This window comes from Cellulosimicrobium sp. E-16 (assembly GCF_049913115.1).
GTDB lineage: Bacteria > Actinomycetota > Actinomycetes > Actinomycetales > Cellulomonadaceae > Cellulosimicrobium.
In genome coordinates this window covers 2100040-2116022 of the sequence record NZ_CP183974.1, presented here as the reverse complement: position 1 = coordinate 2116022, position 15983 = coordinate 2100040, and the positions used below count along the sequence as shown (strand labels likewise).

Below are 15983 nucleotides of genomic sequence, written 5' to 3'. Positions count from 1 at the left end.
TCAGCCGACGGACCCTTCCATCTGCAGCTCGATGAGGCGGTTGAGCTCGAGCGCGTACTCCATGGGCAGCTCGCGCGCGATGGGCTCGACGAACCCGCGCACGATCATGGCCATCGCCTCGGTCTCCTCCATGCCTCGGGACATGAGGTAGAACAGCTGGTCCTCGCTCACCCGCGAGACCGTCGCCTCGTGCCCCATGGACACGTCGTCCTCGCGGACGTCGACGTACGGGTAGGTGTCGGACCGGGAGATCTGGTCGACGAGCAGCGCGTCGCACAGCACGGTCGAGGCCGAGTGCGAGGCGCCCTCGAGGACCTGGACCAGGCCGCGGTAGGACGTACGGCCACCGCCGCGCGCGACCGACTTCGACACGATGGACGACGACGTGTGCGGCGCCGCGTGGACCATCTTGGCGCCGGCGTCCTGGTGCTGGCCCTCGCCCGCGAACGCGATCGAGAGCGTCTCGCCGCGCGCGTGCTCGCCGAGCAGGTAGATCGCCGGGTACTTCATGGTGACCTTGGAGCCGATGTTGCCGTCGACCCACTCCATCGTCGCGCCCTCGGCCGCGGTCGCCCGCTTGGTCACGAGGTTGTAGACGTTGTTCGACCAGTTCTGGATGGTCGTGTAGCGCACGCGCGCGTTCTTCTTGACGATGATCTCGACGACTGCGGAGTGCAGCGAGTCGGACGAGTAGATCGGCGCGGTGCAGCCCTCGACGTAGTGCACGTACGAGCCCTCGTCCGCGATGATCAGCGTCCGCTCGAACTGGCCCATGTTCTCCGTGTTGATGCGGAAGTAGGCCTGGAGCGGGATCTCGACGTGCACGCCCGGCGGCACGTAGACGAACGACCCGCCCGACCACACGGCGGAGTTGAGCGCGGCGAACTTGTTGTCGCCCGACGGGATGACGGTGCCGAAGTACTCCTGGAAGAGCTCCGGGTGCTCGCGCAGCGCGGTGTCCGTGTCGAGGAAGATGACGCCCTGGCGCTCGAGCTCCTCGTTGATCTGGTGGTAGACCACCTCGGACTCGTACTGGGCCGCGACGCCCGCGACGAGGCGCTGCTTCTCCGCCTCGGGGATGCCGAGCTTGTCGTACGTCTCCTTGATGTCCTCGGGCAGGTCGTCCCACGAGGCGGCCTGCTTCTCCGTGGAGCGCACGAAGTACTTGATGTTGTCGAAGTCGATGCCCGTGAGGTCGGAGCCCCAGTTCGGCATGGGCTTCTTGTCGAAGAGGCGCAGGGCCTTGAGCCGCGTCTTGAGCATCCACTCGGGCTCGTTCTTCAGCGCCGAGATGTTGCGCACGACGTCCTCGGACAGACCGCGCTGCGCGGCCTCGCCGGCGGCGTCGCTGTCGTGCCAGCCGTATCCGTAGGCACCGATCGAGGCGATGATCTCGTCGTCGGTCTGCTTCTCACCGGTCGGCTGGGCCGTGCCGGTGGCGTCCTGGGTGGGAGCGCTCATGGTCGTCCTTCCACTGTCCGTCGTGTGCGGGCGGGGGCAGTCGGTACAAGGTTCGTGCGGGGGGTGTCGTGCGTGCCTCGGGGCGGCGGTGCGCCCCTCGGGTCAGGTCTCGCCCGACGTCGGGCGACCGCGCGCCCGGACGTCGTGGTCATGGCCTGCGTGAGCATGGCCGTCGTGGTCTCGGAGCGGCCGGGCCGCCCGCGGTGCGGGGACCGGAAGGCCCACCGGGACGTTGGTCGTGCACGCGTGCGCGCCCGTCGCGAGCGTCGAGAGCCGCTGCACGTGCGAGCCGAGGAGCTTGGCGAAGACCTGCGCCTCCGCCTCGCAGAGCTGCGGGAACTCCTCCGCGACGTGCTGCACCGGGCAGTGGCCCTGGCACAGCTGCACCGCCGAGGTGCCGGGGACGGGGCGCACGCTCGCCGCGTACCCGTCGTCCGCGAGCGCCGCGGCGAGCTGGGCGGCGCGGCCCTCGACGTCGTCCGCGTCGAGCCGGCCCTCGTAACGGTCGGCGAGCTCGGCGAGGCGGTCCTGCGCGAAGCGCTCGACGGCGTCGGGCCCGGCGACGTCGCGCAGGTACCGCAGCGCCTGGGTCGCGAGGTCGGCGTAGGTGCCGCTCAGCTCGCCCTGCCCGGCCGACGTCGTCACGTACCGCCGCGCGGGGCGGCCGCGCATCCCGGTGGGGTGCCCGGCATCGTGCACGGCGACGAGGTCGTCCTCCTCGAGGAGGGCGAGGTGGCGGCGGACGGCGGCGGGCGTGAGCCCGAGCGTGGCGGCGAGGTCGGCGGCGCTCACGGGGCCCGCGGACGCGACGAGCTCGAGCACGCGCTCGCGCGTGCGGCGGTCGGCGTCGGCTGCCGGAACGGCGGCGGGCAGAGCGGTCTGCCCGGCTGCGGGGGCGGCAGGGCGCAGCGCGTCCGGTCGGACGGATCGTGCAGCCATGCTCACCTCCCGTGGTGCGTCCCGTGGGCGCGCGTACGTGTGGCGCGGCCTGACACGGGGTGACAGATCTGGAACCGATATAGACAACATGGTTGTTCCCTAATTGCCCGAACGCAAGCAAGGCGACCCTCAGACCACCCCCAGAGGTGTCGAGATGTGGCGTACGCGACACCCGTGCGGTCCGGGCCGGGCGCCGGCCCTGAGCGGCGGAACCGCCCCCTAGAATCGGCCGGGTGCCCGCCCCCGCCGTGCTCGTGCACGACCTCGTCAAGCGCTACGACGGTCGTGCCGTCGTCGACGGCGTGTCCCTCACCGCCGAGCGCGGCGCGATCACCGCGGTGCTCGGCCCCAACGGCGCCGGCAAGACCACGACGGTCGAGTGCTGCGAGGGCCTGCGCTCCCCCGACGCCGGGCGCGTCGAGGTCCTCGGTCTCGACCCCCTGACCGACGCGCGCGACCTGCGCCCGCGCGTCGGCGTCATGCTCCAGGACGGCGGGCTCCCGACGGGCGTGCGCGCCCTGGAGATGCTGCGGCACGTCGCGTCGATGTACGCGCGGCCCCGCGACGTCGGCGAGCTCACCGAGCGCCTGGGGCTGGAGAGCTTCGCACGGACGACCGTCCGACGGCTGTCCGGCGGGCAGCGGCAGCGGCTCGCGCTCGCCGCCGCGATCGTCGGTCGGCCGGAGGTCGTCTTCCTCGACGAGCCGAGCGCGGGCATGGACCCGCAGAGCCGGCACGCCGTGTGGGAGCTCGTGCGCGAGCTGCGCGGGGAGGGCGTGGGGATCGTCCTCACGACGCACCTCATGGACGAGGCCGAGGACCTGGCCGACCGCGTGTACGTCGTCGACCACGGCAAGGTCATCGCCGCGGGCGCGACCCGCGACCTGCTCGAGACCGGGGCCGACGGCGAGGCGGACCGCACCGTCCGCTTCGAGGCGACGCCGGCGCTCGACCTCGGCAGTCTGCGTGACGCGCTCGCCGGGGCGGGAGCGCCCGACGGCGCCGCACCGGGCGCGTGGGCCGTCGCCGAGCCGCAGCCCGGCTCGTACACCCTCACCGGGCCCGCCGACCCCGCGACGCTCGTGGCGCTGACGACGTGGCTCGCCGCGCGCGGCGTCCTCGCCGCGCGCGTCACGGTGGGCCGCCGCACGCTCGAGGACGTGTTCCTCGACCTCACGGGACGGCACCTGCGATGAGCGCGACCCCGACGACGCCGACCACGCCGGAGGCCCCGAGCCAGAGCCAAGCCCGGTCCGCCGAGCTCGCCGCGCCGGCGTGGCGGCGCGTGGTGGCCCAGACGGCGTTCGAGACGCGCATGATCCTGCGCAACGGCGAGCAGCTCCTCGTGACGATCATCCTGCCCGTCATGCTCCTGCTCGGGCTGGTGCTCACGTCGTTCGTCGACCTCGACACGGGCGGCGCGACGCGCGTCGACTTCGTGACGCCCGGCGTCCTCGCGCTCGCCGTGATGTCGACGGCGTTCACGTCGCAGGCGATCGCGACCGCGTTCGACCGCCGCAACGGCGTGCTCCGCCTCATGTCGACCACTCCCCTGGGCCGCGGCGGTCTCCTCGCGGGCAAGGTGCTCGGCGTCCTCGCGGTGGAGGTCGTGCAGGTCGTCGTGATCACGGGCGTCGCGCTCGCGCTCGGCTGGCAGCCCGACCCCGCGGGGATCCCCGCGGCCCTGCTCGCCGTGCTGCTCGGGACCGCGGCGTTCACGTCGCTCGCGATGCTGCTCGCCGGGACGCTGCGCGCCGAAGGCGTGCTCGCGGTGGCGAACCTCGTGCTCGTGCTGCTCACCGTCGGCGGCGGCGTCCTCGTCCCGGCCGACCAGCTCCCCGGCCCGCTCGAGCACGTCGCGCTCCTGCTGCCGTCGGGCGCGCTCGGCGAGGCGATGCGCGGCGCCCTGCTCGACGGCTCCGTGCCGCCGTTCTCGGTCGTCGTGCTGCTGGGGTGGACCGCCGCGCTCGGCTGGGGCGCGGGCAAGCTCTTCCGCTGGACCTGAGCCGCGGGCACATCTCACACCCGCAGGATTCCGGGGCTGCGCGGTCGTCCCGATACCGTGGGACCGTGAGCACTCCGCCCCCCGCGCTCGACCCCGCTCCCGCCGACAGCCCCGCGGGCGCCGCCTCCGGCGGCGGCGCCGCCCGCCCGGACCGGCTCGCGCCGCTGCGCCGCTGGACGCGGCCTGTGCTCGTCGCGAACCTCGTGGCGCAGATCGGCATCATCGTCACGGGCGGTGCTGTCCGGCTCACGGGTTCGGGGCTCGGCTGCTCGACCTGGCCGCAGTGCGAGCCTGGCCAGTTCGCCGCGAAGTTCCACCCCGAGACGACGTATCACCAGTTCATCGAGTACGGGAACCGCACGCTCACCGGGGTGCTGAGCGTCATCGCGATCGCCGCCCTCGTCCTCGTGTGGACCGACCGCTCGCGCGTCCTGTCCTACCGGCTCCTCGGCGCCGTCCCGCTGCTCGGCGTCGCCGCGCAGGCGGTCATCGGCGGCGTGATCGTCCTGCTGCACCTGCACCCGGGGTGGGTGTCCCTGCACTTCGTCGTCTCGGCCGCGCTCGTCTCCGTCTCGCTGCTCCTCCTCCACCGGTCCGGGGAGGGCGACGCGCCACCCGTCCCCACGGTCGCGTCGCGCTCGCGCGCGCTCGCGTGGACGCTGTACGGGCTGACGGCGCTGATCGTCGTCCTCGGCGTCATCGTCACGGGGGCGGGCCCGCACAGCGGCGACGAGGAGGTCGGGTACCGCCTGGCCGTCGACCCGGCGCTCATGAGCAAGGTCCACGCGTGGGCCGTCTGGGTCTTCGTCGCCGTGCTCGTCGCCTACCTCGTGAGCGTCCGACGCGGGCCGCAGCAGGTGCGCCGTGCGGCCTGGATCCTGCTCGCGATCACCCTGGGCCAGGGACTGATCGGGTACGTCCAGTACTTCACGGGGCTGCCCGCGCTCCTCGTGGGGCTGCACATGCTCGGCTCGGCGCTCCTCGTCGCCGGTTCCACGCGCGTCGTCCTGACGACCCGCACGCGCGCCTGAGCGAGCGGTGGCCCGGGCCCGAGCGGCCCGGGCCACCGCCAGTCAGCGCACGTCAGCGCCAGAGCGCGGCGACGCGCTCCGCGAGCGCGGTGCCGCGCTCGTACCCGGCCTCGGCCGCCGCCGGCCGGAGCGACAGGTCCATGGCCTGCGGGCCGAACAGGTGGTCGGCTGCAGGCCCCGGGACGATCACCTCGACCTCGCTCTCCCGTTCCCGCAGCTCGTCGACCTGGGCCGAGAGCTGCAGGCCCCACTCCAGCGGCGCCCGCGTCCTGCCGCCGAAGGGCGACAGCACCAGCACCCGCCGGTGCCCCGCCGCGAGGTCCGCGTTCTCGTTGCGGCGGTATCCGCCGTCGAGGTACCGCTCGTCCCCGACCCGGTAGGCGAACCCGCTCGCGCAGCTCGCCGCGACGGCGTCGACCAGGTCGACCCCGCTGTGCCGGTCGAAGACGACGGGCTCACCGGTCCGCGCGTCGACGGCGGTGAGGAGGACGGCCCGCTGGGGCCAGGACGGGTTCGGCAGGCGCGCGGCGACGGTGGCCCGCCACCGGGACTGCACCGTCTCGTCCGACGACCCGGGCAGCGCGAGCGCCGCCTCCCCGAGCTGGCGCCGCATGTCCGCTGCGTCCCGGGCACCGGCGACGATCGCGGCCGTCCGCGCCATCTGGTCCGCCGCCTGCCGTGTGCGGTCCCCTCCCGCGTTCGGGCCGCCCGGCCCCGCCTGCGGGCGTGTCGGCGCGACGAGAGCGGCGGCGTACAGCTCCGCGGGCGTCGCACCGGCGAGCTGGGCCGCCGCCGTCGACCCGGCTGACGTCCCGACGGTCAGGTCGGCCGTCGTGGACACGTCCAGCCCGGCGTCGGACAGACCGGCGACGACGCCGATCAGCCACGCGTTGCCGGTGGACCCGCCGCCCCCGAGCACGAGGGCACGCTCGCCCGTCGTCGGGACGGGGCTGGAGGCCGTGGGATCAGGGACCGAGGAACCCGCGGGCGAGTTGTCCGGTACAGAAGAGGATGTGGTGGTGCGCATGGGAGTCGCCTCTCGCGATGGTGCGGCGAGCGCTCCCGACGACGACTACGGCCGTCGCGCGATCGTGGGCAGCGAGGGAGCGCCCGGTACGGACACAGCGTTCACGGGACTCACCTCCTCGGCTCGGTGCACGATCGGCCCCGACGCTAGCACGCAGGACCGCCCCGGCACACGGCCTTTGCGGCCGTCGGGAGGACGTTGGCGGTCGGGTCACGGGCCCGCGTGGCACGAACCGCACCTGCCGAAGCAGAGCCGTGGTCTGCCGAGGTAGAGCCGTGGTCTGCCGAGGAAGAGCCCAGGCCGTGCCCGACGATGGGTGGGTCGCCCCGACGGTCAGGCCCACCCGTGGGCCAGCACGGCACAGGCGGGCCGACGCCGCGGGCAGTCACCCGGGCGAACACGGACCAGGGCGAGTCGAAGCCGGGCGGGGTGGGTGGTGGTGCCGCGTCGTGGCGGGCCTGGCGGGAGCGACGCGAGGAACGAGCGGCGCGGATGGTAGACGCGGCACCACCACCCACCCCGACCACCCCACCCGACCACACGCCGTCGCGCACGGTAACCACGGCTCTACCTCGGCCAACCGGGGTTCTTCCTGGCGTGACAGCGGCGTGACAGCGGGTGGTGCTCCGCTGACAGCGCGGTGCGAGGAGGCACGCCCAGCCTGGTGGTGAACCCACCGACCAGGAGGACACATGACCACCCCCGCGATCGAGGCCCACGGCCTCGTGAAGGTCTTCGGCGAGAACCGCGCCGTCGACGGCGTGGACCTCACCGTGCGCACCGGCACCGTCTACGGGGTCCTCGGGCCCAACGGTGCCGGGAAGACCACGACCATCAGCATGCTCGCGACGCTCCTGCGCCCAGACGCCGGCGAGGCCCGCGTGTTCGGGCACGACGTCGTCGCGCACCCGCACAAGGTGCGCCAGCTCATCGGCGTGACGGGGCAGTACGCCTCGGTCGACGAGACGCTCAGCGCGACGGAGAACCTCGTGATCTTCGCGCGGCTGCTCGGGCTCTCGCGCACGCAGGCCCGGCGCAAGGCCGTCGAGCTGCTGGAGGCGTTCGGCCTCACGGACGCGGCGTCCCGCCCGCTGAAGAACTTCTCGGGCGGCATGCGCCGCCGTCTGGACCTCGCGGCGAGCCTCATCGCGCAGCCGCCGCTCATCTTCCTCGACGAGCCGACGACCGGTCTGGACCCGCGCACGCGCGCCCAGATGTGGTCGACGATCCGCGACCTCGTCGCGAGCGGGTCGACCGTGCTGCTCACGACGCAGTACCTGGACGAGGCGGACCAGCTCGCGGACCGGATCGCGGTCATCGACCGCGGGCGCGTGGTGGCCGAGGGCACGGCGGACGACCTCAAGGACGCCGTCGGCGACCAGTCGCTGCAGCTCGCCCTGGTCCACGCCGCCGACGTGGCGCCGGCGCTCGAGATCGTCGAGCGCTCGCTGGGTCTGGCCGCGACGGTCTCCCCCGAGGCGCGCCGGCTCACCGTCCCGGTCCCCGGGCCGGACGTCGTGACGGACCTCCTCGTGCGGCTGCGCGAGGCCCGGATCGAGGTCGGCTCGCTGAGCATGGACAAGCCGAGCCTCGACGAGGTCTTCCTCACGCTGACGGGCCACGGCGCCGAGTCGTCCGACGCCGCTGCCGGTGGCGGCGCGGCGCAGGACGACACCGACCCGCGGCCCACCGACGACACCCCCGGCGCGCGCGACGACCGCGCGGCCGCGACGCGAGAGGCGGCACTGCGATGAGCACGGCGACGACCACGACGACCACGACTCCTGGCCGGCCCGACGCGACGCTCGCGGCCCGGCCCCGCATCCAGGCGGGCGCCGACCGCGCGCTGTCCGACCGCACGTCGCTGCGCGCGACGGCCGACCACACGCTGACCATGGCGTACCGCGGGCTGCTGAAGATCAAGCGCACGCCCGAGCAGCTCTTCGACGTGACGCTCCAGCCGATCCTCTTCACGCTGATGTTCACGTACATCTTCGGCGGGGCGATCGCGGGCGACGTCACGAGCTACCTGCCGATCATCATCCCGGGCATCCTCGTGCAGACCGTCATCACGACGTCGGTCGTCACGGGCACGCAGCTGCGCGAGGACATGGACAAGGGCGTGTTCGACCGCTTCCGGTCGCTGCCCATCGCGCGCATCGCCCCGCTGTCGGGCGCGCTCCTCGCGGACACGGTCCGCTATCTCATCGCGACCACGCTCACCTTCGCGATGGGCTACCTCATGGGCTACCGGCCCGACGGCGGGCTCGGTGCCGTCGCGCTCGCGGGTCTGCTCGTCATCGTGTGCTCGTGGGCCGTGAGCTGGATCTTCGCGTTCTTCGGTGTGGTCGCCCGGACCGCGTCGAGCGTGCAGGGCATCTCGATGATCGTGCTCTTCCCGCTGACGTTCCTGTCGAACGCGTTCGTCCAGCCGGACACGATGCCGGGCTGGCTGCAGGGCTTCGTCAACGTCAACCCGGTGTCTCACCTCGTCACCGCGGTCCGCGAGCTGGCGAACACCGGGACGCTCGGCTCCGACGCCGCGATCTCGCTCGTCGGTGCCGCGGTCATCGTCGCGGTCTTCGCGCCGCTCACCGTGCGCGCGTACATGCGCAAGGCCTGACCGCACGACCAGCCGGGACTCCCAAGCGCCTCCGAGCCGCCTCCGAGCCGCACGGCGACGGACGAACGTCCTCAGCACGGGGTCGGCACCTCTCCGGGTGCCGGCCCCGTCGCCGTCCGTCAGGCGTCGTGGGAGCCGTCCCTGCCGACCTCGGCCTCGGCCTCGTCGAGGAGCGCGAAGCCTCGGCGCGCGAGGTCGCCCCGGTCCAGGTCGCGAGCCTCGGCCCGGGCACGCTCCGCGACCGCCGCACCGACGACGCCGGTCACCTGCGCCCAGGCGTTCTCGTGGCGCAGCGAGGGCTGGTCCTGCCGCGAGCCCATCCGTTCCGCGAGCGCGACGAGCAGGGCGCCGCGCTCGGCGACGTCGTCCGAGCCTCCGGCGCGGGAACTGCCGCCACCCAGCACGGACCCGACCCCGAGCGCGAGGAACGACGTCCCGACGACCGGGTAGTCCACGAAGTGCGGGCGCGCCCGGTGCATCCCGAGGACGAGCGCCCGCAGCTCCTCGGCGACGGCCGGGGCCAGCGCCGACCCCGCGGTCGCGAGGCGCACGAGCCACGACGAGACGAGGAGCACGTACCAGGGCGACCAGCGCGCCTCGTCGTCGAACGAGGCGGCTGCCTCGCCGTAGTGCGCGAGGGCGGCTGCGTCGTCACCGTGCATCGCCGCGACCTCAGCCCGCCCCATCGCGACGACGGACCGCACGTCGGGCGGGACGTCGGCACCCCCAAAGCCCGCGACGCCCACCGTGCCGTCGAACGCCGCGAGCAGGCGCTCGGCACGTTCCGTCTCGCCGAGCGTCACCGCGGCCGACATCTCCACCCAGTCGAGCTGTTGCAGCGTCGCCGTCGCGCCGAGCGCCCGCAGGTGGTCGCGCGCGGCCCCCGCCCAGCGCCCGACGTCCGCGGCGTCGCCCGCCTCGCTCGCGCACGAGGCGAGGAACATCGCCGTCGTGGCACGCGCCGCGACGTCGTCCCGGGCGACCGCCCGCTCGTGCGCGAGCGCGCCCCACGAGCGGGCCTCGGCGAGTCGACCCTCGTTCTCCGCCATCTGCGCCGTCGTGAACTCGGCCAGCATCGCCACGAACGCGTCGTCGTCGGCCCGCAGGCTCGCGAGCGTCGTCTCCATCTCCTCGGTGCTGCGCACCGTCAGGAGCCGGGCGAACGCCCGGGTGCGTGGCCCGACGTCGGGACGGCGCAGGAGCCGGCGCAGCCGCCCCAGCGCGCGGGCGGTGAGCTCGGGGCGCGCGAACGCCCCGGCCCCGGCGACCGCGGCGAGCGCGAGCGCCGCGGGCTGGACGTCCTCGGGCGGGACCTCCCACCCGACGACCGAGTCGAGCACGACCTCCACGAGCCCGGCGGCCTGGTCCTCGATGCCGAGCAGGAGCCAGGAGCCCATGAGCGCCGCGAACACCCGCACGACGACGGCGGGTCGCTCGTCCTGGACCGCCTCGCGCAGCGCGAAGAGGAGGTTCTCCTGCTCGCGCCGAAGGTCGGTCGCCGCGGCGGCCTGGTCGCCACCGACGAGCGCGTCCGCGCAGCGTCCCGCGAGCGCGGCGGCCCACCGCTGCACCGCCTCGCGCGCCACCGCGGTCGTGCCCGCGTCCTGCAGCCGCAGCGCGCCGAACTCCCGCACGGTCTCGAGCATCCGGTAGCGCACGACCCCGTCCTCCTCGGTGACCCGCAGGAGCGACTGGGCGACGAGCCCGTCGAGCGCGTCGAGGGTCCCCCACGCGGGGGTGCCGAGCAGTCCTCCCGGAGGCGCGTCGCCCGCCACGGCCTGCGCCGCCTCGGCCGAGAAGCCGTCCGGGAACACGGCTGCGCGGCACAGCAGGTCCCGCTCGGGCCCGGCCAGGAGGTTCCAGCTCCACTCGATCACGGCCTCGAGCGTGCGGTGCCGGTCGGGGGCGAGCCGGTCGCCCGAGCGCAGGAGCGCGAAGCGCTCGTCGAGGTGCCGCTCGACGTCCTCGACGCTCATCGTGCGCACGCGCGCCGCGGCGAGCTCGATCGCGAGCGGGAGGCCGTCGAGACGCTCGCACAGCCGGGCGACGACGTCGGGCGGCAGGCTCGCGCCGGGCCGGACGGCACGGGCGCGCTCGACGAAGAGGCGGACGGCGGGTCCGGTGCCGCCGTCCGCCCCCAGCGCGTCGAGGGGGTACACGTGCTCGGCCGCGAGGCGCAGGGGCGACCGGCTCGTCGTGAGGACGGTCAGGTGCGGTGCGACGCCGAGCAGGTCCGCCGTCCACCGTGAGGCGCCGTCGAGGACGTGCTCGCAGTTGTCGAGGACGAGCAGGGCGTCGCGCCCCCGTACCCGGTCGAGCACCTGCTCGCGCAGCTCCGGCGCCGCCAGGCGGTCGGCGAGCCGGCCCGTGCGCGCGGGCGGCGAGATCCCCAGCCCGTCCGCGAGCGCCACGACGACGTCCTCGTCGGACCGCACGCCCGCGAGCTCGACGACGACCACGAGGTCGACCGACCCGGTCTCGGCCGCACGCCGCGCGACCTCCTGCGCGAGGCGCGTCTTGCCGAGCCCGCCCGGCCCCAGCACGGTGACGAGCCGGGACCGGGCGAGCGCGTCCCGCACGCGCTCGACGTCGTCGTCCCGCCCGACGAGCACGTCGGGCGCCACGCGCACGCCACGGACCTGGGTCGCGCGCGCACCGGTGACGCCGGTGGCCGATTCCGTCCCGGGAGCCGCAGCGGCGTCCGAGGCCGCGGCCGGCGCGCCCGGGTCGTCGGCCGGTGCGGACGCGCGTGCCGGGTCGCCCGCACCGGGCGCGCGGTCGAGCAGCTCGGCGGCGAGCCTCTGGAGGTCCGGGGCCGGGTCCGCGCCGAGCTCGCGGACGAGCGCGTGACGGACGCGCGCGTACGCGGCGAGCGCCTCGCGCTCCCGGCCCGCCGCCGCGAGAACCGTCATGAGGTCGCGTGCTGCGTCCTCGTCGGTCTCGTCGCGTTCGAGCGCCGCGGTCGCGAGCGCGACGACGGTCTCCTGGTCCCCGGCGGCGGCCGCGGCCGACCGCAGCGCGACCGTGAGCCCGTCGTGCAGCCGCGCCGCCTCCACGCGCAGCGCGTGACCCACCGGACCAGGCACGTCGGTGCCCGGGTCCTCGTGGTGCCACAGCGCGAGCGCAGCCTGCAGGCCGGCGACGGTCTCCGCGTCGCCCTCCGCGTGGCGCCCCGCACCGGGACGTGCACCCGACCGGGCGTCGGCGAGCGCACGACGAGCGCGGTCGAGGTCGCTCGGCACACCGAGGGCGTATCCGCCCGCGCGCGAGAGGACGGTCCCCGGCGCAGCGTCCCGCCGGAGCCGCGAGACGAGGTTCTGGAGCGCGGCGCGCGGGTCCTGCGGCGCGTCGAGCCCCCACAGGTCCTCGACCAGCGTCGCCACGCCCAGCGTCCGGCCGCCGGCGAGCGCGAGCGCGACGACGAACGCAGCCGCCCGCGACCCGCGCGGGGCGACGGGCGCGCCGTCGGGTCCGGGGACCCGCACCGGTCCGAGGACGCGGACGGGCACGTCCTCCGGTGGGGTCGGGGCGTCGGGTGCGGGCACGTCGTCAGACCCTAGTCCCCGGCACCGACGGCGTCGTCGGCCTCGTCGGCGTCAGGGGCGGCGGACGGGAACGCCAGCGGCGTCCACCCGAGCGGCAGGAGGCCCGGGACCCGCGCCCGGGCCCGGTCCGCCGCGTCCGACCAGCCCTGGGCGGCGAGGACGCCCGGCTCGCCCACGGCACCCTGCGCGACCCGGAGCCCGACGTCCTCGATCCGCGCGTCGGGCGCGCTGCCACGACGCACCCCCGCGCGCACGCTCCAGGGCCGGTCCGCCCAGCCACCGCCGCGCAGGCTCCGGTACTCGCCGTAGCGCGCGGTGTCGGCGTAGTCCCAGCACCACTCCCAGACGTTGCCGAGCGTGTCGTGGAGTCCGAACGCGTTCGGGAGCCGCGTGGCGACGGGGCGTGGACCGTCGACGTCGTCGTCCGCGGTCCAGGCGACGTCGCTGATCGGGCCGTAGCGCGGGCCCGGCGTCCCGCCGCGGCAGGCGTGCTCCCACTCGGCCTCGGTCGCGAGCCGGTACCCCGCGGACCGCACGTCCCAGCGCACGACCCGACCCGCGACCCGGTACGCGGGGTCCAGGCCCGCCACCCGGGATGCCGCGTTGCACCAGAGCACCGCCTCGAACCACGTCACCCCGTGCACGGGGACGTCGTCCGGCTCCGTGCACGTCCGGTACTGCTCCGCGCTCGTGCCGCGTGACCGCCCTCTGGCCGACGGCTCGCCCGGAGACCGGAGCGGGTCGGCGTCGAGGACGGCCCGGTGCTGCCCGACGGTCACCGGGGTGCGACCGACGTAGAACGGCTCCAGGATGACGGAGCGTGACTCCCGGGTGCGCGCATCCACGACGTCGAGCCGCCCGAGCGGGACGGGGACGAGGTCGGGAAGTGGTGAGCCCACGCCCACGGACGCTACCCGAACCGGTGCACCGACACGTGGCCCGGACCGTCAGCCGCCGCGGCGCTCCGGCCACGGCGCGTCGGCCGGACGCAGCGACGCCCAGCCGTCCGCGCGGGACGCGGCGGCGGCCAGGATCCCGACGACCGCAGAGGGGTTGTGCAGCTCGCCCGCGAGGACGCCGCGCAGCGCCTCGTCGAGCGGCACCCACCGCAGCTCCATGTCGAGCTCCTCGGCCTCGCGCTCGAACCGCTCGTCGTCGGGGACGGGCGACAGGTCGCGGGCGAGGAAGACCCGCAGCGCCTCGTTGGAGCCGCCCGGCGTCGTGAAGTAGTCGACGAGGACGTCCCAGCGCGCGGCCTGGAGGTCGGACTCCTCCGCCAGCTCGCGGGCCGCGGCGAGCCGCCCGTCCTCCCCGACGACGTCGAGGAGGCCCGCCGGCACCTCCCACAGCTCGCGCCGGACGGGGTGACGGTACTGGCGCAGCAGGAGCACGCGCTCGTCGTCGTCCAGCGCGACGATCGCGACGGCGCCCGGGTGGTCGAGGTACTCCCGCGTGACCTGCCCGTCGTCGAGCTCGACGACGTCGGAGCGGAGGTCGAAGACGCGACCGTGGTGCACGACCGACGTCTCCGCGACCGGGCGCGGCGCGAGCGCGTCGACCGTGGGGAGCTCCGCGGGCGACGGAGCGCCTGCCTCGGTGCCCACTCAGTCCGCCTGGTTCTCGAGCGCGGCGCCGATGAGGCCGGTGAACAGCGGGTGCGAGCGCGTCGGGCGCGACTTGAACTCCGGGTGCGCCTGCGTGCTCACGTAGTACGGGTGCACGTCCGCGGGGAGCTCGACGAACTCGACGAGCGACGAGTCGGGCGACGTCCCGCTGATCACGAGCCCCGCCTCCTCGAGCTGCTTGCGGTAGGTGTTGTTCACCTCGTAACGGTGGCGGTGACGCTCCGAGACGCGCTCCGAGCCGTAGGCCTTGGCGACGACCGAGCCCGGCGCGAGCGCCGCCTCGTACGACCCGAGGCGCATCGTGCCGCCGAGGTCCCCGTCGCCGCCGACGATCGCGAGCTGCTCCTCCATCGTCGCGATGACGGGGTGGGAGGTGCCGGGGTCGAACTCGGTCGACGACGCGTCGTCGATCCCGAGCACGTTGCGCGCGTACTCGATGACCATCGACTGGAGTCCGAGGCAGATCCCGAGCGTCGGGACCTTGTTCTCGCGCGCCCAGCGCAGCGCACCGAGCTTGCCCTCGATGCCGCGCACGCCGAACCCGCCGGGCACGAGGACGGCGTCCACGCCGTGCAGGGCGTCGTCCGCGCCGGCCGGGGTCTGGCACTCGTCGGAGGCGACCCAGCGGATCGTGACCTTCGCGTCGTTCGCGAACCCGCCGGCGCGCAGCGCCTCCGTGACGGAGAGGTAGGCGTCCGGGAGGTCGATGTACTTGCCGACGAGCGCGACCTCGACGCGGTGAGCGGGCTGGTGCACGCGCTCGAGGAGCTGGCTCCAGCCGTCCCAGTCGACGTCGTGGAACGGCAGGCCGAGGCGGCGCACGACGTACGCGTCGAGGCCCTCGGAGTGCAGCACGCGCGGGATGTCGTAGATGCTCGGCGCGTCGACCGCGTTGACGACGGCCTCGTTGTCGACGTCGCACATGAGCGCGATCTTGCGCTTGACCGGCTCGGGGACCACGCGGTCCGCGCGGAGCACGATCGCGTCGGGCTGGATACCGATGGAGCGCAGGGCTGCGACGGAGTGCTGCGTCGGCTTCGTCTTGAGCTCGCCCGACGGGCCGATGTACGGCACGAGCGAGACGTGGAGGAAGAAGACGTCGTCGCGGCCGAGCTCGTGGCGCACCTGGCGCGCGGCCTCGAGGAACGGCTGCGACTCGATGTCGCCGACGGTGCCGCCGATCTCGGTGATGATGACGTCGACGTCCTCACCGGCCTGGGCGCGCATGCGCGACTTGATCTCGTCGGTGATGTGCGGGATGACCTGGACCGTGTCGCCGAGGTACTCGCCGCGCCGCTCGCGCGCGATGACCTGGGAGTAGACCTGGCCGGTCGTGACGTTCGCGGTCGCCTCGAGGTCGACGTCGAGGAAGCGCTCGTAGTGGCCGATGTCGAGGTCCGTCTCGGCACCGTCCTCGGTGACGAACACCTCGCCGTGCTGGAACGGGTTCATCGTCCCGGGATCGACGTTGAGGTACGGGTCGAGCTTCTGCATGGTGACGCGCAGGCCGCGCGAGCGGAGCAGACGACCGAGGCTGGATGCCGTGAGGCCCTTGCCGAGCGAGGAGGCGACGCCGCCGGTGACGAAGACGTGCGCGGTGCGGTGCTCGGTGCGTGCGCCCGAGGCGTTGAGGCGGGAGGAGGGCCGGTTCAGGAGGTCTGCCACGGAACTCCATCCTAACAGCGTGCCCGACGACGGCACGCGGACCGGGCAGTGCGACGCGCCAC

At 74.5% G+C, this 15983-nt stretch carries 12 protein-coding genes; 5 read left to right on the top strand and 7 right to left on the bottom strand.

Going from position 1 to position 15983, the window contains the following annotated elements; translation table 11 throughout:
• Positions 1-1461 carry a Fe-S cluster assembly protein SufB gene (gene sufB / locus ACN9MS_RS09285; protein ID WP_378232780.1) on the bottom strand — a complete coding sequence of 487 codons (1461 nt, stop codon included), beginning with the start codon at positions 1459-1461 and terminating at the stop codon, positions 1-3.
• A gap of 102 nt (positions 1462-1563) precedes the next feature.
• Positions 1564-2400, bottom strand: coding sequence for a helix-turn-helix transcriptional regulator (locus tag ACN9MS_RS09280; protein ID WP_426311640.1), 837 nt, complete (start codon positions 2398-2400; stop codon positions 1564-1566).
• A gap of 233 nt (positions 2401-2633) precedes the next feature.
• Here ACN9MS_RS09280 and ACN9MS_RS09275 point away from each other — a divergent pair, with 233 nt between their 5' ends.
• From ACN9MS_RS09275 to ACN9MS_RS09265, 3 genes are all read left to right on the top strand, one after another.
• A complete protein-coding gene (locus ACN9MS_RS09275) occupies positions 2634-3596 on the top strand; it encodes an ABC transporter ATP-binding protein (RefSeq protein WP_426311639.1) in 963 nt (320 codons plus the stop codon).
• The gene (locus tag ACN9MS_RS09270) at positions 3593-4405 is read left to right on the top strand and encodes an ABC transporter permease (RefSeq protein WP_426311638.1); all 813 of its coding nucleotides are present in this window, start codon (positions 3593-3595) and stop codon (positions 4403-4405) included. Before ACN9MS_RS09275 ends, ACN9MS_RS09270 begins: the two co-directional genes overlap by 4 nt.
• Before the next feature lie 65 nt (positions 4406-4470).
• Positions 4471-5436 carry a COX15/CtaA family protein gene (locus ACN9MS_RS09265; RefSeq protein ID WP_426311637.1) on the top strand — a complete coding sequence of 322 codons (966 nt, stop codon included), beginning with the start codon at positions 4471-4473 and terminating at the stop codon, positions 5434-5436.
• A gap of 52 nt (positions 5437-5488) precedes the next feature.
• Here ACN9MS_RS09265 and ACN9MS_RS09260 read toward each other — a convergent pair whose 3' ends face one another.
• The gene (locus tag ACN9MS_RS09260) at positions 5489-6463 is read right to left on the bottom strand and encodes a patatin-like phospholipase family protein (protein ID WP_426311636.1); all 975 of its coding nucleotides are present in this window, start codon (positions 6461-6463) and stop codon (positions 5489-5491) included.
• A gap of 692 nt (positions 6464-7155) precedes the next feature.
• Here ACN9MS_RS09260 and ACN9MS_RS09255 point away from each other — a divergent pair.
• Together ACN9MS_RS09255 and ACN9MS_RS09250 are read left to right on the top strand one after the other, a co-directional pair.
• Positions 7156-8217, top strand: a complete 1062-nt coding sequence (locus ACN9MS_RS09255) for an ATP-binding cassette domain-containing protein (RefSeq protein WP_426311635.1) — start codon at positions 7156-7158, stop codon at positions 8215-8217.
• Positions 8214-9086, top strand: a complete 873-nt coding sequence (locus ACN9MS_RS09250; RefSeq protein ID WP_426311634.1) for an ABC transporter permease — start codon at positions 8214-8216, stop codon at positions 9084-9086. Before ACN9MS_RS09255 ends, ACN9MS_RS09250 begins: the two co-directional genes overlap by 4 nt.
• A gap of 119 nt (positions 9087-9205) precedes the next feature.
• On the opposite strand, the gene ACN9MS_RS09245 is transcribed toward ACN9MS_RS09250, so the two are convergent.
• From ACN9MS_RS09245 to ACN9MS_RS09230, 4 genes are read right to left on the bottom strand one after another with little or no spacing between them, the layout of a single operon-like run.
• The gene (locus ACN9MS_RS09245; RefSeq protein WP_426311633.1) at positions 9206-12631 is read right to left on the bottom strand and encodes an AfsR/SARP family transcriptional regulator; all 3426 of its coding nucleotides are present in this window, start codon (positions 12629-12631) and stop codon (positions 9206-9208) included.
• A gap of 11 nt (positions 12632-12642) precedes the next feature.
• Entirely contained in the window at positions 12643-13530 is an 888-nt protein-coding gene (locus tag ACN9MS_RS09240; RefSeq protein WP_426311632.1) for a formylglycine-generating enzyme family protein, read from the bottom strand.
• A 48-nt stretch (positions 13531-13578) separates the two neighbouring features.
• The gene (locus ACN9MS_RS09235; protein WP_426311631.1) at positions 13579-14235 is read right to left on the bottom strand and encodes an NUDIX domain-containing protein; all 657 of its coding nucleotides are present in this window, start codon (positions 14233-14235) and stop codon (positions 13579-13581) included.
• On the bottom strand, positions 14236-15909 hold the full coding sequence (locus ACN9MS_RS09230; RefSeq protein ID WP_426311871.1) for a CTP synthase: 1674 nt from the start codon (positions 15907-15909) through the stop codon (positions 14236-14238).
• Positions 15910-15983: the final 74 nt, after the last annotated feature.